This window comes from Pseudomonas sp. AF32, assembly GCF_022342325.2.
Classification (GTDB): Bacteria; Pseudomonadota; Gammaproteobacteria; order Pseudomonadales; family Pseudomonadaceae; genus Aquipseudomonas; species Aquipseudomonas uvaldensis.
Map to the genome: position 1 here is coordinate 171,943 of NZ_RQJK02000007.1, position 16,122 is coordinate 188,064.

At 61.8% G+C, this 16,122-nt stretch carries 11 protein-coding genes and 2 pseudogenes; 10 read left to right on the forward strand and 3 right to left on the reverse strand.

Going from position 1 to position 16,122, the window contains the following annotated elements:
- Positions 1–88 precede the first annotated feature (88 nt).
- Entirely contained in the window at positions 89–1,090 is a 1,002-nt protein-coding gene (locus EGM97_RS09260) for a FecR family protein (RefSeq protein ID WP_238963404.1), read from the forward strand.
- A 70-nt stretch (positions 1,091–1,160) separates the two neighbouring features.
- Here EGM97_RS09260 and pvdQ read toward each other — a convergent pair whose 3' ends face one another.
- Positions 1,161–3,512: a bifunctional acylase PvdQ gene (gene pvdQ, locus EGM97_RS09265; RefSeq protein ID WP_477788794.1), complete on the reverse strand. Its 2,352-nt coding sequence runs from the start codon at positions 3,510–3,512 to the stop codon at positions 1,161–1,163.
- Between the two features lie 299 nt (positions 3,513–3,811).
- Between pvdQ and EGM97_RS09270 the strand changes: the two genes are divergently transcribed.
- Positions 3,812–4,195: a fe2+ zn2+ uptake regulation protein gene (locus EGM97_RS09270; protein WP_238963407.1), complete on the forward strand. Its 384-nt coding sequence runs from the start codon at positions 3,812–3,814 to the stop codon at positions 4,193–4,195.
- 15 nt (positions 4,196–4,210) lie between these two features.
- Here the strand turns inward: EGM97_RS09270 and EGM97_RS09275 are convergent, their stop codons facing one another.
- The gene (locus tag EGM97_RS09275) at positions 4,211–4,399 is read right to left on the reverse strand and encodes a hypothetical protein (protein WP_053151440.1); all 189 of its coding nucleotides are present in this window, start codon (positions 4,397–4,399) and stop codon (positions 4,211–4,213) included.
- Between the two features lie 334 nt (positions 4,400–4,733).
- On the opposite strand from EGM97_RS09275, the gene EGM97_RS09280 reads away from it, so the two are divergent.
- The 7 genes and pseudogenes from EGM97_RS09280 to EGM97_RS09310 form a co-directional block, all read left to right on the forward strand.
- A complete protein-coding gene (locus tag EGM97_RS09280) occupies positions 4,734–5,969 on the forward strand; it encodes an MFS transporter (RefSeq protein WP_238963409.1) in 1,236 nt (411 codons plus the stop codon).
- A gap of 29 nt (positions 5,970–5,998) precedes the next feature.
- Complete coding sequence (locus EGM97_RS09285; RefSeq protein WP_238963411.1) at positions 5,999–7,126, forward strand: LuxE/PaaK family acyltransferase; 1,128 nt, start codon at positions 5,999–6,001, stop codon at positions 7,124–7,126.
- A 1-nt stretch (position 7,127) separates the two neighbouring features.
- The gene (locus EGM97_RS09290) at positions 7,128–9,539 is read left to right on the forward strand and encodes an acyl-CoA reductase (protein WP_238963413.1); all 2,412 of its coding nucleotides are present in this window, start codon (positions 7,128–7,130) and stop codon (positions 9,537–9,539) included.
- A 50-nt stretch (positions 9,540–9,589) separates the two neighbouring features.
- Positions 9,590–10,858 carry a phenylacetate--CoA ligase family protein gene (locus tag EGM97_RS09295; protein ID WP_238963415.1) on the forward strand — a complete coding sequence of 423 codons (1,269 nt, stop codon included), beginning with the start codon at positions 9,590–9,592 and terminating at the stop codon, positions 10,856–10,858.
- Positions 10,855–11,799, forward strand: coding sequence for a GNAT family N-acetyltransferase (locus EGM97_RS09300; RefSeq protein ID WP_238963417.1), 945 nt, complete (start codon positions 10,855–10,857; stop codon positions 11,797–11,799). Before EGM97_RS09295 ends, EGM97_RS09300 begins: the two co-directional genes overlap by 4 nt.
- A 233-nt stretch (positions 11,800–12,032) precedes the next feature.
- Positions 12,033–13,112 (forward strand): annotated as a pseudogene (locus EGM97_RS09305) (cache domain-containing protein); the annotation flags it as partial.
- 333 nt (positions 13,113–13,445) lie between these two features.
- Positions 13,446–13,973, forward strand: a pseudogene (locus EGM97_RS09310) (methyl-accepting chemotaxis protein); the annotation flags it as partial.
- Here the strand turns inward: EGM97_RS09310 and EGM97_RS09315 are convergent.
- Positions 13,960–14,448 carry a metallophosphoesterase family protein gene (locus EGM97_RS09315; protein WP_238963421.1) on the reverse strand — a complete coding sequence of 163 codons (489 nt, stop codon included), beginning with the start codon at positions 14,446–14,448 and terminating at the stop codon, positions 13,960–13,962. The pseudogene EGM97_RS09310 and the gene EGM97_RS09315 sit on opposite strands and share 14 nt — an antisense overlap.
- A 93-nt stretch (positions 14,449–14,541) precedes the next feature.
- Between EGM97_RS09315 and EGM97_RS09320 the strand changes: the two genes are divergently transcribed.
- Complete coding sequence (locus EGM97_RS09320; RefSeq protein WP_238963423.1) at positions 14,542–16,110, forward strand: sensor domain-containing diguanylate cyclase; 1,569 nt, start codon at positions 14,542–14,544, stop codon at positions 16,108–16,110.
- Positions 16,111–16,122: the final 12 nt, after the last annotated feature.

Sequence of the window (16,122 nt, forward strand, 5' to 3'; positions counted from 1 at the left end):
AAACAGGTCATTTGGCGTGCTAACGCCACGACGACTGTTCTCGACAGGTCATACCGAGGGTTAGAATGCGGCAAACCAGGAAGAGTCAATGACCGAACGAACACTGTCGGAAGCCGAATACGACGCCATTACCGATGCGGCCGCGCACTGGTGCATGCGCATGCATGCTGCCGACTGCACCGATGCCGAACGACTGGCCTTCAGGCAATGGCACGATGCCGATCCCCTGCACGCCTTCGAATACGAAGCCATGCTGGAAATCTGGGATGTCGCCGATCACCTGCCCCGCATCGAGTCTGCGCCGCCGGCCCCGCTGCCCCGGCCTCGGTCGCGCTGGCGTTCGCTGGCCACCGCCGCCGCGGTGCTGGTGGTGGGCCTGCCACTGGCTGCCTACACGGGTTGGAACCTGGGCTGGCTTGCCAACTCCTATGAGCGATTCGAAGCCGACGCAAGCGTTCGCCGCATCACGTTGGGCGACGGCAGCCAGGTCGAGCTCAACCTGGGCAGCGAGCTGGTGTTCGCCAACTACAAGAATGAGCGGCGGGTTACGTTGAAAAGGGGCGAGGCCTTCTTCGAAGTCAGCCATGACACCCAGCACCCATTCATCGTCCGGGCCGGCCAAGGCCAGGTACGGGTGACCGGCACCCGCTTCAACGTATGGATGTATCAGGATCAGGTACGGGTCACGCTGGTGGAAGGCTCGGTACTGGTCGCCAGCAACCACGCACTGACCCAGAACGGTTCGCGGCTCACACCCGGCATGCAGGCAAGTTACAAAGCCGGCGACTTCCAGGCGCAGGTCCGCGAAATCCCCGCCGACGACAACTCATTGGCATGGCGCAACGGCAAGCTGGTGCTGAATAACCTCACCCTTACCGACGCCCTGCCATTGATCAACCGCTACCTCGACCATCCCGTCATGCTGGCCGATAACAACACCGGAGCCCTGCGTATCGGCGGTATCTACAACATCAGCGAAGTGAAGAACCTGGTGCCTTCGTTGCCGAAGGTGCTACCGGTCTACCTGACGCAGAACAAGGATGGCAACCCGGTCCTCAACACCATCGGTCAACGACCCGCCAACCAATGAAAGAAGCCGCCTCCTCTCCCGGCAGGAGCGAATGGCGGCTTCCACGCTCGATAAGCCCGACGCCCTCGGCCTACTGCGTTGCCACCCTTCCCGCCTCATCCCGTTCACGGATAATCAATGCCTGATAGTACGGATCGGCCTTGATCTGCTGTTCGGTAAAGGGCAACACGCTCCATTGTTTCCTGGAGAACGCTTCGGTCTGGTCTGCCGCATGGGGAGATGCGGGGTCGCTGGAGACGGAAAAGACCAGCAATCCCTGGGCCTGAGGGCCTTTGTCGTCAAAGGTGACCACTTGCAAGTAGCTGGTACCGCCGACCACTTCCCGCTTGCCATTCGCGCGCGGCACACTCTGGATTGCGTTGTAGATCCCCAGCTCCCCCGGCCCCCCATGGATGGGCGTCTGTCGACCGCGACTGCTGACAACCTGCACGTCCTGCCAGCGACTGTCCGCCGACAACCCGGCCGCCTTGACCGCATCCGCCGAAGCGAGCATGGTCTTGCGCAACGCCTCGATAACCGCAGGCTGGTCGATCGCCAGGCCTCTCGGGGTCTGTTGCGGGTCTTGGGGATCGAAAGGTACACGCCAGAAATCAGGGACAGCCTGCAAGCCTTCCATGATGTGCTGGAAATGAATGAACCCCACTCCGCTGTCCAGGCCAGCCGTACGGTCCCAGGCCTTCAGGCGGGTGCACACCTGCGCCAGTGCCGACGCCTCGGGTCCCGGATCAGCGGTGCAGAACCGGAGCAGGTCCGGCATGACCTGGTCAGCCAGATAAACCTGATCGTCCATGACCATGCGCTGCAGGTCCTCTACCTTCACCGGCCCTGTCCTGGCGAGCTTGTCGAGTCGGTCCAACGCAAAGCGTGCCCGTGGGCCCAGTGGCTGGCCTTGTTGGCTGATCAAGGGCGAATAGCCTGACAAGGGCTGCGAAGGGTTGGTCATCCAGGCCGAATCGTTGGAATTCTGCACGTAGTCGCGGCGCAACAGCTGTGGCTGCCTTTCGGCGGCATAAATGCCTGGCTGCGCCGCTTTGGGATCGATGTCCCAGACACACTCGCTGCGCGAGCCATCCAATACGATCAGCTTCGAACCGAGCCGAGGGTCACTGCAGCGAGCCAGCTTGTCAGCCTCCACGTTCGGCACCACCGACAGATTCATGTACAGGCTCTGCCCCTGGTCGTCCACCGCCAGGGTATTGACCCAGGGAATGCCTTGGATCTCATGGACGGTCGCTTGCAGGTCCTTGAGCGTGACCGCCCGATTCATGGCGTACCACTGGGCCAGCACGCGGTCGTTCTCCAGGTTCGCGTCCCGCAGGCTGTAGGCGAAGCGTCGATCCCAATCCAGCCGCCCCGGCCATTGCACGACCGGGCCGAACTGCGAGCCGTAGACCACCCGTGAAATCGTCTTCATCTGCCCACCGGGTTGTTTGATGTCCACCATGACCGTCTGTTGGCTCATCGGAACGGATTTGCCATCGAGCAAATAGCGGGTCGGGTCCTTGGGGTCGAGTTGCAGACGGTACAGGGTGAAATGCTTGGACGTATCGACCGTATGGGTCCAGGCCAGGTGCCGGCTGAAACCGATGTTGATCATCGGCAATCCCGGCAGGGCAGCCCCCATGACGTCCAGCTTGCCGGGAATGGTCAGGTGCATCTGATAAAAGCGCATGCCCCCCACCCACGGGAAATGTGGGTTAGCCAGCAGCATGCCGCGTCCGTTGAATGAACGCTCGCTGCCGATGGCCAACCCGTTGCTGCCACGTTCCAGGGCAAAACGCTGCTGCCGCAGCGCGGCGACTGAAAAATCGGCCGGACCTTCAATGCTTGCGGCCGCCTGGGGCGGTTGCGCGCCGGCCAGGGCTTCGGCGAACTGACCAACGCCCCCTTCCACCAGCAGGCGACGGGTCAACTTGACCAGGTCCAGCGCCGTGATGGGCCGCACCCAGTCGCTCGCGCACTGCTCGGGCAGCCCTTTGGCCCGGCGCTCGGCCAGAGCCCGGTTGTAACCGGTCGCATAGCCCTCGACCAGCTGTTGGATCTGGGGTGTCTGGGCTTGCCAGAAGCCGGAGACCGCCTGTGGGGTGTTGAGCCAGTTGAAGAACACGTCGCTTGCGCTGTTTTTCCGCTGTTCCACCGTGACCTGCTCGGGTCCGAAGTAGCGAGAGCGCTGGCCGTTGACTGTGACGATCTCGTTGGCGAGCAGGCAAAGATTGTCCTGGGCATAGGCATAACCGATGCCGTAACCCAGACCGCGCTCATTCTCGGCCCGGATGTGAGGGACGCCAAACTGGGTTCGACGGATTTCAGCGCTGGCCTGTCCTGCATCGCCTTGAGCGCTGGCGACCGAGATGAGCCCCAGGCCCATTCCCAAACATGCGCCTGCAAGACGCAATCTCGATAACTGCCCGGACTTTCTCACGTTCACTCCTGATCGAAAAAACTGCAAGAACCAGGACCGCTCCCCCGATATGACAACAGGGAAAAACATCGAATCCGGCCTGGCCATCCACATTCACCGTGCATGACCGGGAATGCGCCTCTCCTGGAAACGAACCGGATGAAAAAAAATTAATGGCCTCGCGGTCGCTGGGGCACGGGGCTTTGACGGCATCCCGGCTTTTTTTTCACATTCGGGGCTTCATGATTGGTCGCCTTCGTTCGTCCTATACAGGAGAGCATTTGTGACCTTTTCTGATCAGGCTGGTAAGGAGTTTTTGCATGCAAGACACGCAACTACCCATGGAGGGTAAAAAACCAGGGCCGACCGGCGTCCCGATGACAGCTGCGCAGCGCGTGTTCGCCAGGCCAGCGGAACGAGGCAACAATGAGCACATCAAGCGTCTGCTCAAGCATTTCGGGCTCAGGACCAGCCTGATTCGCCTCAAGGTCATCGATACGTTGCTCACCGCAGCCGCGCAGAACCGGGGCCTGGGTGTGCGGGGCATCCACAGTCAACTGGCGGGACTGGACATTCCGTTGTCCTTTCTCAGCGTGCGCGAGGTCTTGAAGCGACTGTGCAGCGAGGGTGTGCTGACGCTGAACCCCGACAAGAGCTACAGCTTGCATGCCAGGGCGGTGGCCATACTTGAGGCCGTGGAATGACAGCGCTTGGCAGGGCTAGGGCTTGACCTTTCGACGCATCACACCATTGACCACCACCACGACGACCGCCACGGCAATGGCGATGTACTGAAACAGCTGTTCGCTGATCATGCCTTTGTTCTGCATCCAGGACAGCCCCAGCATGATTGCCAGGACGACGAGGACGATCAGAATCGAGTATTTCAAACGTTGCGAATGGGTCATTGCCAGTTCCTGAATGTATCCGTTGTATCCGACTGCTTGCCCGGTGCATTCCCGATGGCGGGGACAAGAGGCACAGGCGGGGCCCCATGGTACAGCCGAAAGCGCATAGGTGCGCAACCAGGATGTTCGATCGGTTGAATACGGCCTTTCTGCCAGCTATCGGATTAATTCCCTTCGTCGCCGCCACGCGTCCGCCATTTACGAGCGTTGTTCGTACAAACTTCGGTCCGGTTTCCTTCGCAAACTGAGGCCAGGGCTTATTTCGACCCAGAAACTCCCCACGTATTCTCGAAAAGAGGCACCTACCTCCTTATGGAAAATAACGTTGGGAACCATGCAAAACTCGCTGACAACCTTCTCGCCACATCGATTGACGGGTTTTTGCCTGGCTATCGCGCTATTTGAACTGCTGACCTATCTTGCCAGCGACCTGGTCATGCCCGCCATGTCCGGCGTCACCGAAGAACTGGGGGCCTGCGCGGATCAAATTCCCTACGCGTTCAACCTCTACCTGCTGGGCGGCGTTGTGTTGCCGTGGCTGATCGGCCCGTTATCGGATCGCCATGGGCGCCGCTCGTTCATGCTTGCCGGCTGCGCCGGCTTTGCGCTGGCTTGCGCGGCAATCACCCAGGTCAGTCACATGCACGGATTCAATGCCCTGCGCCTGATCCAGGGCATGGGCCTGGGCTTCGTGATTGCCGTCAGCTATCCCGCCATCCAGGAAATGTTCAGCGAATCGGACGCCGTGAGAGTCATGGCGCTGCTGGGCAACCTCGCGCTTCTTTCTCCCCTGCTCGGGCCGTTGCTGGGTGGGGTGCTGTTGCAATGGTTGTCCTGGCGCGAACTGTTTCTGTTACTCGCGGGCCTCGGGGCGGTGAGCTGGCTGGCCCTGTGGTGGTTCATGCCGCAAAACGCGGGGACCGGGCAGGCGACCGGAAAACCGCAGCCATCCGAACCCTTCGAATTGCGCTCCCTGCTCAAGCGTTACGGCGCACTGCTGGGGCATGGCGGATTCATGGCCGCCAGCGTAGCGCTCGGCCTGATGAGTCTGCCGCTGATCGCCTGGATAGGGCTGTCGCCCCAGTTGCTTATCCAGGGCCAGGACCTTTCACCGCTGATGTACGGGTTGTGGCAGGTGCCGGTCTTCGCCGCCGTGATCCTTGGCAATCTGCTGCTCAACGGGCTGGTGGAACGGGCCGGTGTCCACGGGGTGCTCCGCTACAGCCTCTGGCCCTTGTGCGCCGGCCTGATCGCACTGGTCATTGCCAGTCGGTTCGATCTGGCGTTGCCGGTGCTGGTCAGCAGCCTGTCGCTGTATGCCCTTGGACTCGGCATGGGCAATGCGGCGCTGTATCGATTGGCGCTGTTCGCCAGCGCCGACAGCAAAGGACTGGTCTCGGCCATGGTCGGGATGATTTCCATTGCGGTGATGAGCACGGCAGGTTCGCTGCTGGCCCTGCTGGGCGCCGGGGCCAGCCTGGAATCCTTCGCCCTGATGGCCGGCATCGCCGGGCTCAGCTGTCTTGTCGCATTGCGCCTGTTCCTGTCGCAGCCGTCTGCCCACGTTTGAAGTTGTCGTCCCTGAGGAACCCTGCCCAGATGATTCATTTTCCCCACGCCGATGCGCTATGCGCACTGCCCCATCCCTACGATCCCGACTCGGTACCTTCCGGGCTGTTCGATCGCGCCATGGCCGAGATAAGCCTGTTTCATTGCCACCACACCCCAGGCTACGAAGCCTGGCTCAACGCCAATGGTCTTGGCGCCGCAGACCTGGAGCACATGACCGACTGGTCGCAACTGCCAGCTGTCTATGCCAACTATTTCAAACAGCGACTGCTGCTCAGCCCAACCGCCGCAGATGCCCTGGAACTCACGTCGTCCGGCACCAGTGGGCAGAAAAGCCGCATGCGCTACGACGAACGCAGCATGGCCGCGGCCCAGGGCATGGTGGCGCGGATCTTCGAGCATTACGGCTGGTCCACCCCGGATACCCCCTGCAACTATCTGCTGCTTGGGCATGAACCCGAACCGGACAATCGACTGGGAACGGCGTACACCGATCAGTTCCTGTGTCGCTTTGCCCCGGTCAATCGCGTTGCCTATGCCTTGCGGCGTACCGGGACAGGGCACGAATTCGATGTGTTCGGCGTTATCCGCGCCTTGCAAGCGTTCGCCGGGCAGGGCTTGCCGGTCAGGATCTTCGGCTTCCCGGCCTTGCTTTGGCACGTACTCGAACGCATGCGCGAAACAGGCCTTGCGGACCTGGAGCTTGCGCCTGGCTCCCTGGTATTCCTGGGAGGCGGCTGGAAAAAGCAGGCCGCCCAGGAGATTCCCCGCCATCAGGTCTACGAGCGCATCACCCGGCAGTTGGGGATCGCTCCCCATCGATGCCGTGACGGCTACGGTGCCGTCGAGCATGCCGTGCCTTATGTCGAATGCGAACAGCACCGTTTTCACGTGCCGGTCTATTCGAAAGTCTTTGTGCGGCATCCCTCGGACTTCAGTGTCCAGCCCCTCGGCGAGGCCGGTCTTCTGTCCTTCGTTTCACCCTACATCTCCTCCAGTCCCGCCCACGCCGTGGTGATGAGCGACCTTGCGACCCTGCATGGCGCCGATTGCGAGTGTGGCTCCAGCACCCAGTGGTTCGAACTCCACGGCCGTGCCGGCACCAGCGCCAGCAGAAGCTGCGCCATGGCTGCCGCCGAATTGATCAAGGAAAACTGACATGTATCTCATCAATGGCCAACTGCACGAGAGCCTGCTCCTCGATCCGGTCCTCGAACGCTTGCAGGCACAATTGCCCGCCCTGCTGGCCGAGCCCCCCTCGATCGACAGTGTCCTCGATTGCGCCGAGGCGTTCACCCAGGCATTGCGCTCGACGGGGCAGGATTGCTTCCTTGACGAGGACCAGCGTCAGGCATTGATCGCCTTTTGTACGAGGGAGCACCTGAGCCTCAAATTGACGCGAGAACTGGGGGAGGAGCCTCGCTCGATCAGGCGAATCGACTACAGCGATGGTCCCTTCGAAAGCTGGCAACCCCTGGGCCTGGTGGTGCATATCACACCGGGCAACGCACCGCTGCTGGCGTTCTGTGCTGCCCTGGAAAGCCTGTTGGCGGGGAATATCAACTGGCTGCGGCCCAGCACACGGGATGGGGACCTGACGGCTCGGACATTGAAAGCCTTTCTCGATTGCGACCGCAGTGGCCGGCTTGGCGGTTACCTCGCGGTTCTGCCCGTGCCTCACCATGAAAGCGGACGGCTTTTCGCGTTGGCCCAAGGCGTCAGCGCCTGGGGCGGCGAAACGGCGCTCAAGGCCCTGCGCGAGCAGATCCCGAGCGGCTGCCGCTGGATCGATTGGGGCCACCGCATCAGCTTCGCCTATGTCACGCCTCGCGCCGCCACGCCGCAGGCGCTGGACGCGCTGGTGGATGAAATCTGCCGTCTCGATCAGCAAGCCTGCTCCAGCCCCCAATGGCTCCTGGTGGATCATGACGAGCCCGCTGCGCTGCAGGCACTGGGCAATGCACTGGCCGCTGCCTTCGAACGACGGGCAGATCATTGGCCTGCACTGACCGCCAGCACCGCCGAAGCCTGCGAGATCACTACCCGCACCGCCCTGGCCCGACTGGACCAGAGCTTCGCGGGGCAGACCGGCCAGGTCTGGGTCGGTAGCGGCTGGCGCATTCTCTGGGAACATCATCGCGACCTCTCGCCGTCGCCGCTGTTCCGCACGCTATTGCTGCGGCCCGTACCCCAGGATTCGCTGATCGAGACCTTGCTGCCCTGGCGCAACGTCCTGCAAAGCTGCGCGCTGATCTGCGAAGAGGAACGGGTGCCCGCAGTGGCACGCAGCCTGTTAGCCGCCGGCGTGCCCCGTATTTCGGCAACCGCCGACATCCAGCAAGGCTATGACGGTGAGCCTCACGATGGGGTCTATGCGTTGCAACGGTTGAGCCGTCGGGTGTCGATCGGTCTTGAAGCGGATGTCGCAAACCTGCGCGTCACCCTGGACGCCCAGCCCACCCCCATGCGGATACTTCCTTCGACGCCGATCATGGACAAGGACGCCTTCCGGGCGCTGGCCCTCCCGGCACAGGCGCAGCTTTTCTTCCGCTCCGGTGGCAGCAGCGGTGACCCGGTGTTGTCGCCCTACAGCTATCGGGATTTTGATCGCCACATGCGTGCCGCCGCCGATGGAATACGTGCGGCCGGCCTCGACCCGGCGCGGGATCGGGTGATGAATCTGTTCTACGGCGGCAACCTCTACGGCGGCTTCTTCAGCTTCTCGAAGATACTGGAGCAGATGAACGTCGTGCACTACCCGATGGGGGCTCCCTCGGACGATGACTTCGAAGCAATCGCAAGGCTGATTGTCAGCCATGGCATCAACACCCTGGTGGGCATGCCCAGTACCCTCCAGCGCCTGTTCTCCAGCCAGCAGTCAATGCTCAAAGGCTATGCGGGCGTCCACAAAGTGTTGCTGGGGGGCGAACACCTGGGGCAAGGCAGCCGGCAACTGCTCCAGGATTGCGGGGTTGCCCATATCCGCTCAGCCATTTATGGCACGGTGGACGCTGGCCCCCTCGGCCATGCCTGCACCGCCAGCGACGATGGCATATTCCATCTGATGACCGACATCCAACACCTGGAAATTGTCGATCCAGAGCAGGACAGGCCGGTCAGTCCAGGGGAAACCGGGCGCCTGCTCTTCACTTCCCGCCTGCGCCAGGCCCAACCCCTGAACCGCTACGAAGTCGGCGATTGCGGCCGCTGGGTAACGCCGCCCTGCCCCTGTGGCCTGGAGTCGCCCCGGTTCGAGCTGCGCGAGCGCCACGGACGCCTGATACGCATCGGCACGGAATTCATCAATACCCGCGAGCTGACCGAGCGCGCACACGTGGCTATCCAAATTGTCCTCGACCATGATTGCAGCGGCTGTGAACGCCTGTTGATTCGCGCCGACGGCGATGCCGAAACGGTCCGGCGCGCGGTGTTGAGTCTCAAATCCGTCTCCGCATCGGTCAAGGGAGCCTTGCTGCTCCTAGACGTCCAATCCTGTCCGGCCGAACGCTTCGAACATAACAAACACAGCGGCAAAGTCCCGCTGGTGATCGATTCCAGAAGAGCCGGCTGATGGTTTCGTCGCAAACCATCCAGCGGACTTCATAGCCAGAGAAAATCCTGATGAGCACCTCTTCAACAATCGAACAATGGCTCGGTCATATCCGGCTGCACTCAAGGTATTACCAGAGTCACTGGAAGCATTTGCCAGCGCAGGGATACGCCTTGCAGGACGTGCCCGTGACCGACGTCAATCAGTTCTGGGCCGACAGCCATGACCTTGAAGCCTGGGAAGTACTGACCGCCCCCGTACAGGACGCATTGATCTTTAAAACCGGTGGCACGACAGGCCAGGGAAAGCTGTCGGTCTATACCCGGGATGAATGGCACCAGATGGTCGGCTGCTTCGGTCGTGGTCTGTCCGCCCAATTGAGTGCAGGCGACCGCATTGCCAATCTGTTTTTTTCGGGCGACCTGTATGCCAGTTTCCTGTTCATTCATGGTGCCCTTCGCAGCGTTGAGGTCCCCATTACCGAGTTTCCCTTCACGGGCTCGGTCGATCCCGACACGCTGGCGGACGCGGTCATCGCGCACCATATCAATGTGCTGGCCGGGGTTCCTGCGCATCTGCTGGCCATTGCCAGCCACCTGGAACAACAGGGGCGAACGCTGCCCGGCATCACCACGATACTGTTTGGTGGAGAACACCTGTTCGAGAGCCAACGGCCCCTGCTGCAGCGCGCCTTTCCACGGGCACGCTTCACATCGATCGGTTATGCCAGCGTGGACGCGGGCCTGGTGGGAGCCAGCACCCCGGACTGCGATCCTGGCGAACACCGGGTTTTCGATGAACAGACACGCGTGGAAATCATCGACGAGCTGAGCGGCGAGGTGATCGAGGCCTGCGATCGACCCGGTAACTTGGTGGTCAGCAACCTCAGCCGCTGGCTGATGCCCATCGTACGGTATCCGGTCGGGGACCGGGCCTGTTGGCGCGAGCCGGCCGGCACAGCGAGGCGCAAATTCGCCCTGCAGGGCCGCAGCGCGCAGAGCCAGCGCGTGCGGGTGGGGGTGATTTCGCTGTTCCCGCAGCAGATCAGCGAGATCACCCGACACGTTGCCGGTGACCTTCAATGGCAACTCATCATCGAGCACGTCGAAAACAACGATCACCTGGTCTTCAAATGGGTTTCAACGGCTCCTCGAAAGGCGCACGGATCGCTTTCCCTTGAACTGAAAGCCGCGCTGTCCCGCCAATACCCGGGCATAGAACGTCTTGGCCTGGAGGTCCGGGGATGCAGTGCCCTGGAGCTGGAGCGCCATCCACGCTCGGGCAAGCATCTGCCGATTGTCGACCGGCGCCTCTACGACCCGGCGGGGCTTGCGCGATGACCGCCCCGGTTATCCGGCCGTTCACACCCGCGGATGCCGTTGGAACGAGTGAGTTGTTCCGCCGGGTATACGGCGATCACTACGTTTCGCCGGATGTCTACGTGCCACACATGATCTGCCAACACAACCAGCACCGACATTGGCACTCCATGGTCGCTACGGTGGATGATCGTGTGGTTGGCCACGCCGCGTTGTGCCTGCCTTCGGCCAACCATGGAGATGCAGAGCTGGCCTTGATGGCGGTGGACCCCGCCCTGCAAGGCAACCAGATAGCAATGCACCTGGGCCGGCAACTGCTGGACCGTTGTGAGGCTCTGGGACTCGTCAGGTTGTCGATCAAGCAAGTCACCAGCCATCCCTATAGCCAGCGTTTGGCACGACGACTCGGTTTCCATGACACCGGCCTGATGCCCGATCATGTGCCTTCGCCGTTCGACATTGCCCTGGCCGAAACCATTGTGGTGGGCTGCCAGATGATCGGTAGCCATCACCGGCCATTACCCGCTCTCCAATGGCCCAAGGCATGCCAATGGCTCATGGTTCCGATTGCGTCGCGATTTGGCGTCACTCATGACGATATCCCGACGTCCGTGCAACCGCTCCAGCTCAGGCAACTGCCCGGGCGGGTCGACATCGGAGCCGGGCAGATCAGTCGGCCCCTGGCCAGACAACTGCAACGCTTGCCCGCCCATTGGTCCATCTCGGTACGACTCGGACTTCGTCGCCAGTTCACCGACGACTACCGTCGCCTGATGGCCGCCGGGTTCTTCTTCACCGGGGTGATGCCCGCCGGGAGCGAAGGCGGCTGGCAGGCGCAGTTTCACCGTGGAGCGTTGGCCCGACCGCTAAAACTGCTCGCGTCCTCGATGCAACGCTTGCACGACGAATTGCAGGCCCGCACTGAAAACTGGAGGGACGCACTGGCAAGCTCGGCAGCCTGATGAGTGAAGCAGCCTGAGCGCAAATACCTACGAGTCCTCGCAAGATCGCAGCCGGTTCGCTGTGATTTTGCGACCGACGGTTCCCTTCGCGATGTCGGTCACACTCAAGCACGGCAATAACGGGCCGATATAGACATGTCTACCCCATTACGCCTGCTCCTCCAGCAAGGACGAACCCCATGCCCTCATTCCGTACCATTCAGGCCCGCTATACGCTGTTCCTCGTTCTATTCATGCTGGTGCTGTCCATCCTGACCGTAGTCGGTATCAGCTACCTGGTGGCGCCCAAGTTGCGTCACACCGAGGAACAAGTGGCGCTCAATCGTATCGGTGAAGTGGCCGAGCAGATCCAGGGCGAGCTGAACAAGGTCCAGGCCCAGCAACGCAGCATCACCCAGACCATTCCCTTGCTCGACAGCGATGCCATCGACAAAGTGCTGCCAGGCCTGGTTGATCAGTACGGCGAGCCGAAAGTCTTTGGTGGCGGGATCTGGCCACTGCCGAACCAGCGTGCCGAGGGACGCAACAAATTCAGTACCTTCTGGCATCGCGACGGCTCCGGCAAGCTGGTCGTCAATACCTTCTGGAACAGCGATGCCGCGCCCAATTATTACGATCAACCCTGGCACAAGGGCGGCATGGCCACCCCTGCCGGCAAATGCGCCTGGGCCGCCGCGTACAAGGACGACGCCAGCGCCGAACCGCGCACCAACTGCGCCATGGCTATCCAGAAGAATGGCGTGCCTTATGGGGTTTCCACCATCGACGTCACCCTCGGGTTCTTCAATGATCTGATTGCGCGCAAGGAGGCCGACCTGAACGCCGAGATGCTGATCGTCGAAGGCGACGGCAAGATCATCAGCAACAGCTCGCGCATCAGCGGCCCGATCGTGCTGAAGAACATCAGTGAACTGGCGGCAACCTCGCCGTTTGCCGCCCAGGTCAAGGCGGGCCTGGTCAACCGTGACCAGCCGCTGCAACGGGTCGAGTTCGACAACAAGGGCGAAGCCAGCACGTTCTTCATGCGCCCTATCGAAGGCACACCGTGGTTCCTCGCCACCGCTTTGCCAACGCGCCTGATCACCGCCCAGCGCGACGACGTATTGAGCACGCTGAGCCTGCTGCAGATCCCGATGGTGATTCTGCTGGTACTGATGCAACTGTATGCGATCCGCCAGTTGACCCACCGCATGAAGATTCTCAAGGGCAACATCGATGCGTTGTCCACCGGCGACGCTGACCTGACCCGGCGCATCACTATCCGTGCCGAAGACGAGCTCGGCGCGATCGGCCACTCGGTCAACCGATTCATCGTCTACTTGCAGGACATCATCGGCGAAGTCACCCAGGCCACGGGGGCCATGGCCTCCAGCCTGGAGAACCTGCAGCGTACATCAGCCCATACCAGCGAAATCCTGATGCGACACGCCTCGGAAACCGACCAGACCGTGACCGCCATCAACGAAATGAGCTCCACGGCGGAAAGCGTCGCCCAGAACGCCGCCGAAACGGCCGCGTTCACCCAGCGCGCCAACGAACATGCCGACCGCTCCCGCGTCGTCGTGGGTGAGGCCTCCAACAGTGTGGTGGCGCTGATCGATGAGGTGGGCAGCGCCACCCGCAAAGTCGAAAGCATGCAGCAGGATGCCCAGCGCATCACCGAAATTCTCGGGGTGATCGGCGCCATTGCCGGTCAGACCAACCTGCTGGCCCTCAACGCGGCCATCGAAGCCGCCCGGGCCGGTGAACAAGGCCGTGGCTTCGCGGTGGTGGCCGACGAGGTACGTGCCCTCGCCGCCCGCACCCAGGCCAGCACCTCGGAAATCAACGAAATGCTGAACCGCCTGACCCAGGGCGTAAGTTCGTCAGTCTCAGCCATGGAAAACACCCAGGCCAGTTGCCAATCGGCGGCCGACGCCACTTCCCGCGTCAACACGGGCCTGGATGAAATGGCCGGCTCCGTCAGCCAGATCAACAGCCTGAGCACCCAGATCGCCACCGCCGCCGAACAGCAAAGTGCCGTGACCGAAGAAATCAATCGCAGCATGGTGCAGATCCGCCATATGGTGGAGGAGCTGGTGGAAAGCGGCCTGGCCAGTGAAAACAACACCCGTCAGTTGCTGGAGGCCAACAGCCGGGTCAATGCAATCATGGGACGGTTCAAGCTGAGCTGATAACGCCATCGGGTGGACTTTCCAGCAAATGGACAATCCTCGGCTCGATTCCGTCGGCCCCCACCTCAAGCAGGGCCAGCGTCACCGGCAGTTTGAAACGCCGGCGACCGGCGCTGCCGGGGTTGAGATAGAGCCTTTCGCCACGCCATTCGATGCCCGGTTTGTGGGAGTGGCCCGTGATGACCACCCTCACGCTCGGGTCGAGCGGTACCGGGACATCGGCGATGTCATGGACCAGCAAGACCTGCCATCCGCACAGGTCGAACTGCAGGCAGTCCGCAAGCTGCCCTGCCCAGCCGGCGTCCGGATCGTTGTTGCCGCGCACGACCCGCAGCGCCGCGATAGCGGCCAGCCGTTCCAGAATGTCCGGGCTACCGATGTCCCCGGCGTGAATGATCTGCTCACAGCCCTCCAGCACTGCGAGGGCTTCAGGCCGGAGCAAGCCATGGGTGTCGGAAATGATGCCTACTTTCATGGTGACGCCCTCACTGTCAACTAACGGATGGTTTTGGGATAAGGTAGGCTGCGCACCGCATAAGGGCGCAGAACAGTCGCTAAAGGAAGCGCAATGCTTGGAAGCAACCAGCCGGAGCCAAAGATTGACAGCAACGACGACGCCTTTTCCCAACAGACTGTGAAGGCTGGCGCCGCATTGCGGCTCACGGTCAGCTTCATGCTGGTGGTGATCGTGACGTTCCTCAGCGTCGAAGGCTGGCGGACGTGGCGTGACTACCGCTCTGCCTTCGCATCCGCCCGCGACTCGGTGACGAACCTGGCAAGGGCAACAGCCCAGCACGCCGAGGACACCATCCGGCAAGTGGATGTGGTGACCGCGGCCCTCAGCGAACGCGTGGAGGGCGACGGGCTCCAGAACATGGACATACCGCGCATCCATAAGCTGCTGGTGCAGCAATCCGCCATCATGCCGCAGCTGCACGGACTGTTCATCTACGGTCCCGACGGGCAATGGCTGGTCACCGACAAGGAAGTGACACCGGAGCCTGCAAACAACGCAGACCGTGATTATTTCCAGTATCACCGCACCCACGAGGATCGGAACGTGCGTATCGGTGAAGTGATCAGAAGCCGGTCCACCAACGACCTGATCATTCCCATTTCCCGGCGCCTGAACAATCCCGACGGCTCGTTTGCCGGCGTGCTGCTCGGTACGGTCAAGGTCAGCTACTTCGTGGACTACTACGGCGACTTCAAGATCGACGACAAGGGCGCCCTGGTCCTCGCCACGCGTGGTGGAACCATTCTGGTCAGACGTCCCTTTGTCGCTTCGGTGGTGGGCAAGAGCTTGGTCAACAGTGTGATCTTCAGGAACTTCCTGCCGAACTCGAACCAGGGCGTAGCAGAAGCCCGGGCCGTCATTGACGACACCGAACGCCTGTATGGCTACCGAGCCCTCACGACTTATCCATTGGTGGTGGAAGCCGGGCTGTCCAGGGAATCGATCATCGCCCCCTGGCGCCGCGATTTGTTCAAGACCGGCTTCGTGCTGGTCTTCCTGATCCTGACGCTGGTCAGCTTCGGGCTCATCGTCTTGAGCCAGTTACGCTACCGGATGGCCATGGAAAAGCAGATTCTCGAAGCGCACCAGACCATGCGGGCCATGGCCCTGACCGATAGCCTGACTGGACTGTATAACCGCAGGAAACTGGACATCACCCTGACCGATGAGCTGCGACTGGCCCGGCGCCAGGCTTCGTCGCTGGCGCTGATCATGCTGGATGTCGATTATTTCAAGCGCTTCAACGACAAGTACGGGCATGCCGCTGGCGATGACTGCCTGCGGGCGATTGCCGGTGCGATCCAGCAAGCGGTCAAGCGTCCGGGCGACCTGGCCGTCAGGTATGGCGGCGAAGAGTTCACCGTCCTGCTCCCCAATACCGACAGCGCGGGTGCCGCCAAGGTCGCCCAGACAATACTCGAATCCGTCCGGGCGCTGAACATCGAACACGGCGACCATCCGTTGGGGATCGTCACCGCCAGCGCGGGCATTACCAGCTGCCGGCCAGGCACCGAGGACGTGACGCCCGCGATGCTGATCAAGGCCGCCGACGCCTTTTTGTACCTCGCCAAGAACACCGGGCGAAACCGCTGGTGCAGTGCCGACGCCTCGCCACGCTGAGCTGCGGGCCGA

Excerpts from the sequence above, each read along its gene's own strand:
- EGM97_RS09260 (WP_238963404.1), top strand. The coding sequence starts at position 89 with ATGACCGAACGAACACTGTCGGAAGCCGAATACGACGCCATTACCGAT.
- EGM97_RS09270 (WP_238963407.1), top strand. The coding sequence starts at position 3,812 with ATGCAAGACACGCAACTACCCATGGAGGGTAAAAAACCAGGGCCGACC.
- EGM97_RS09275 (WP_053151440.1), bottom strand. The coding sequence starts at position 4,399 with ATGACCCATTCGCAACGTTTGAAATACTCGATTCTGATCGTCCTCGTC.
- EGM97_RS09280 (WP_238963409.1), top strand. The coding sequence starts at position 4,734 with ATGCAAAACTCGCTGACAACCTTCTCGCCACATCGATTGACGGGTTTT.
- EGM97_RS09285 (WP_238963411.1), top strand. The coding sequence starts at position 5,999 with ATGATTCATTTTCCCCACGCCGATGCGCTATGCGCACTGCCCCATCCC.
- EGM97_RS09290 (WP_238963413.1), top strand. The coding sequence starts at position 7,128 with ATGTATCTCATCAATGGCCAACTGCACGAGAGCCTGCTCCTCGATCCG.
- EGM97_RS09295 (WP_238963415.1), top strand. The coding sequence starts at position 9,590 with ATGAGCACCTCTTCAACAATCGAACAATGGCTCGGTCATATCCGGCTG.
- EGM97_RS09300 (WP_238963417.1), top strand. The coding sequence starts at position 10,855 with ATGACCGCCCCGGTTATCCGGCCGTTCACACCCGCGGATGCCGTTGGA.
- EGM97_RS09315 (WP_238963421.1), bottom strand. The coding sequence starts at position 14,448 with ATGAAAGTAGGCATCATTTCCGACACCCATGGCTTGCTCCGGCCTGAA.
- EGM97_RS09320 (WP_238963423.1), top strand. The coding sequence starts at position 14,542 with ATGCTTGGAAGCAACCAGCCGGAGCCAAAGATTGACAGCAACGACGAC.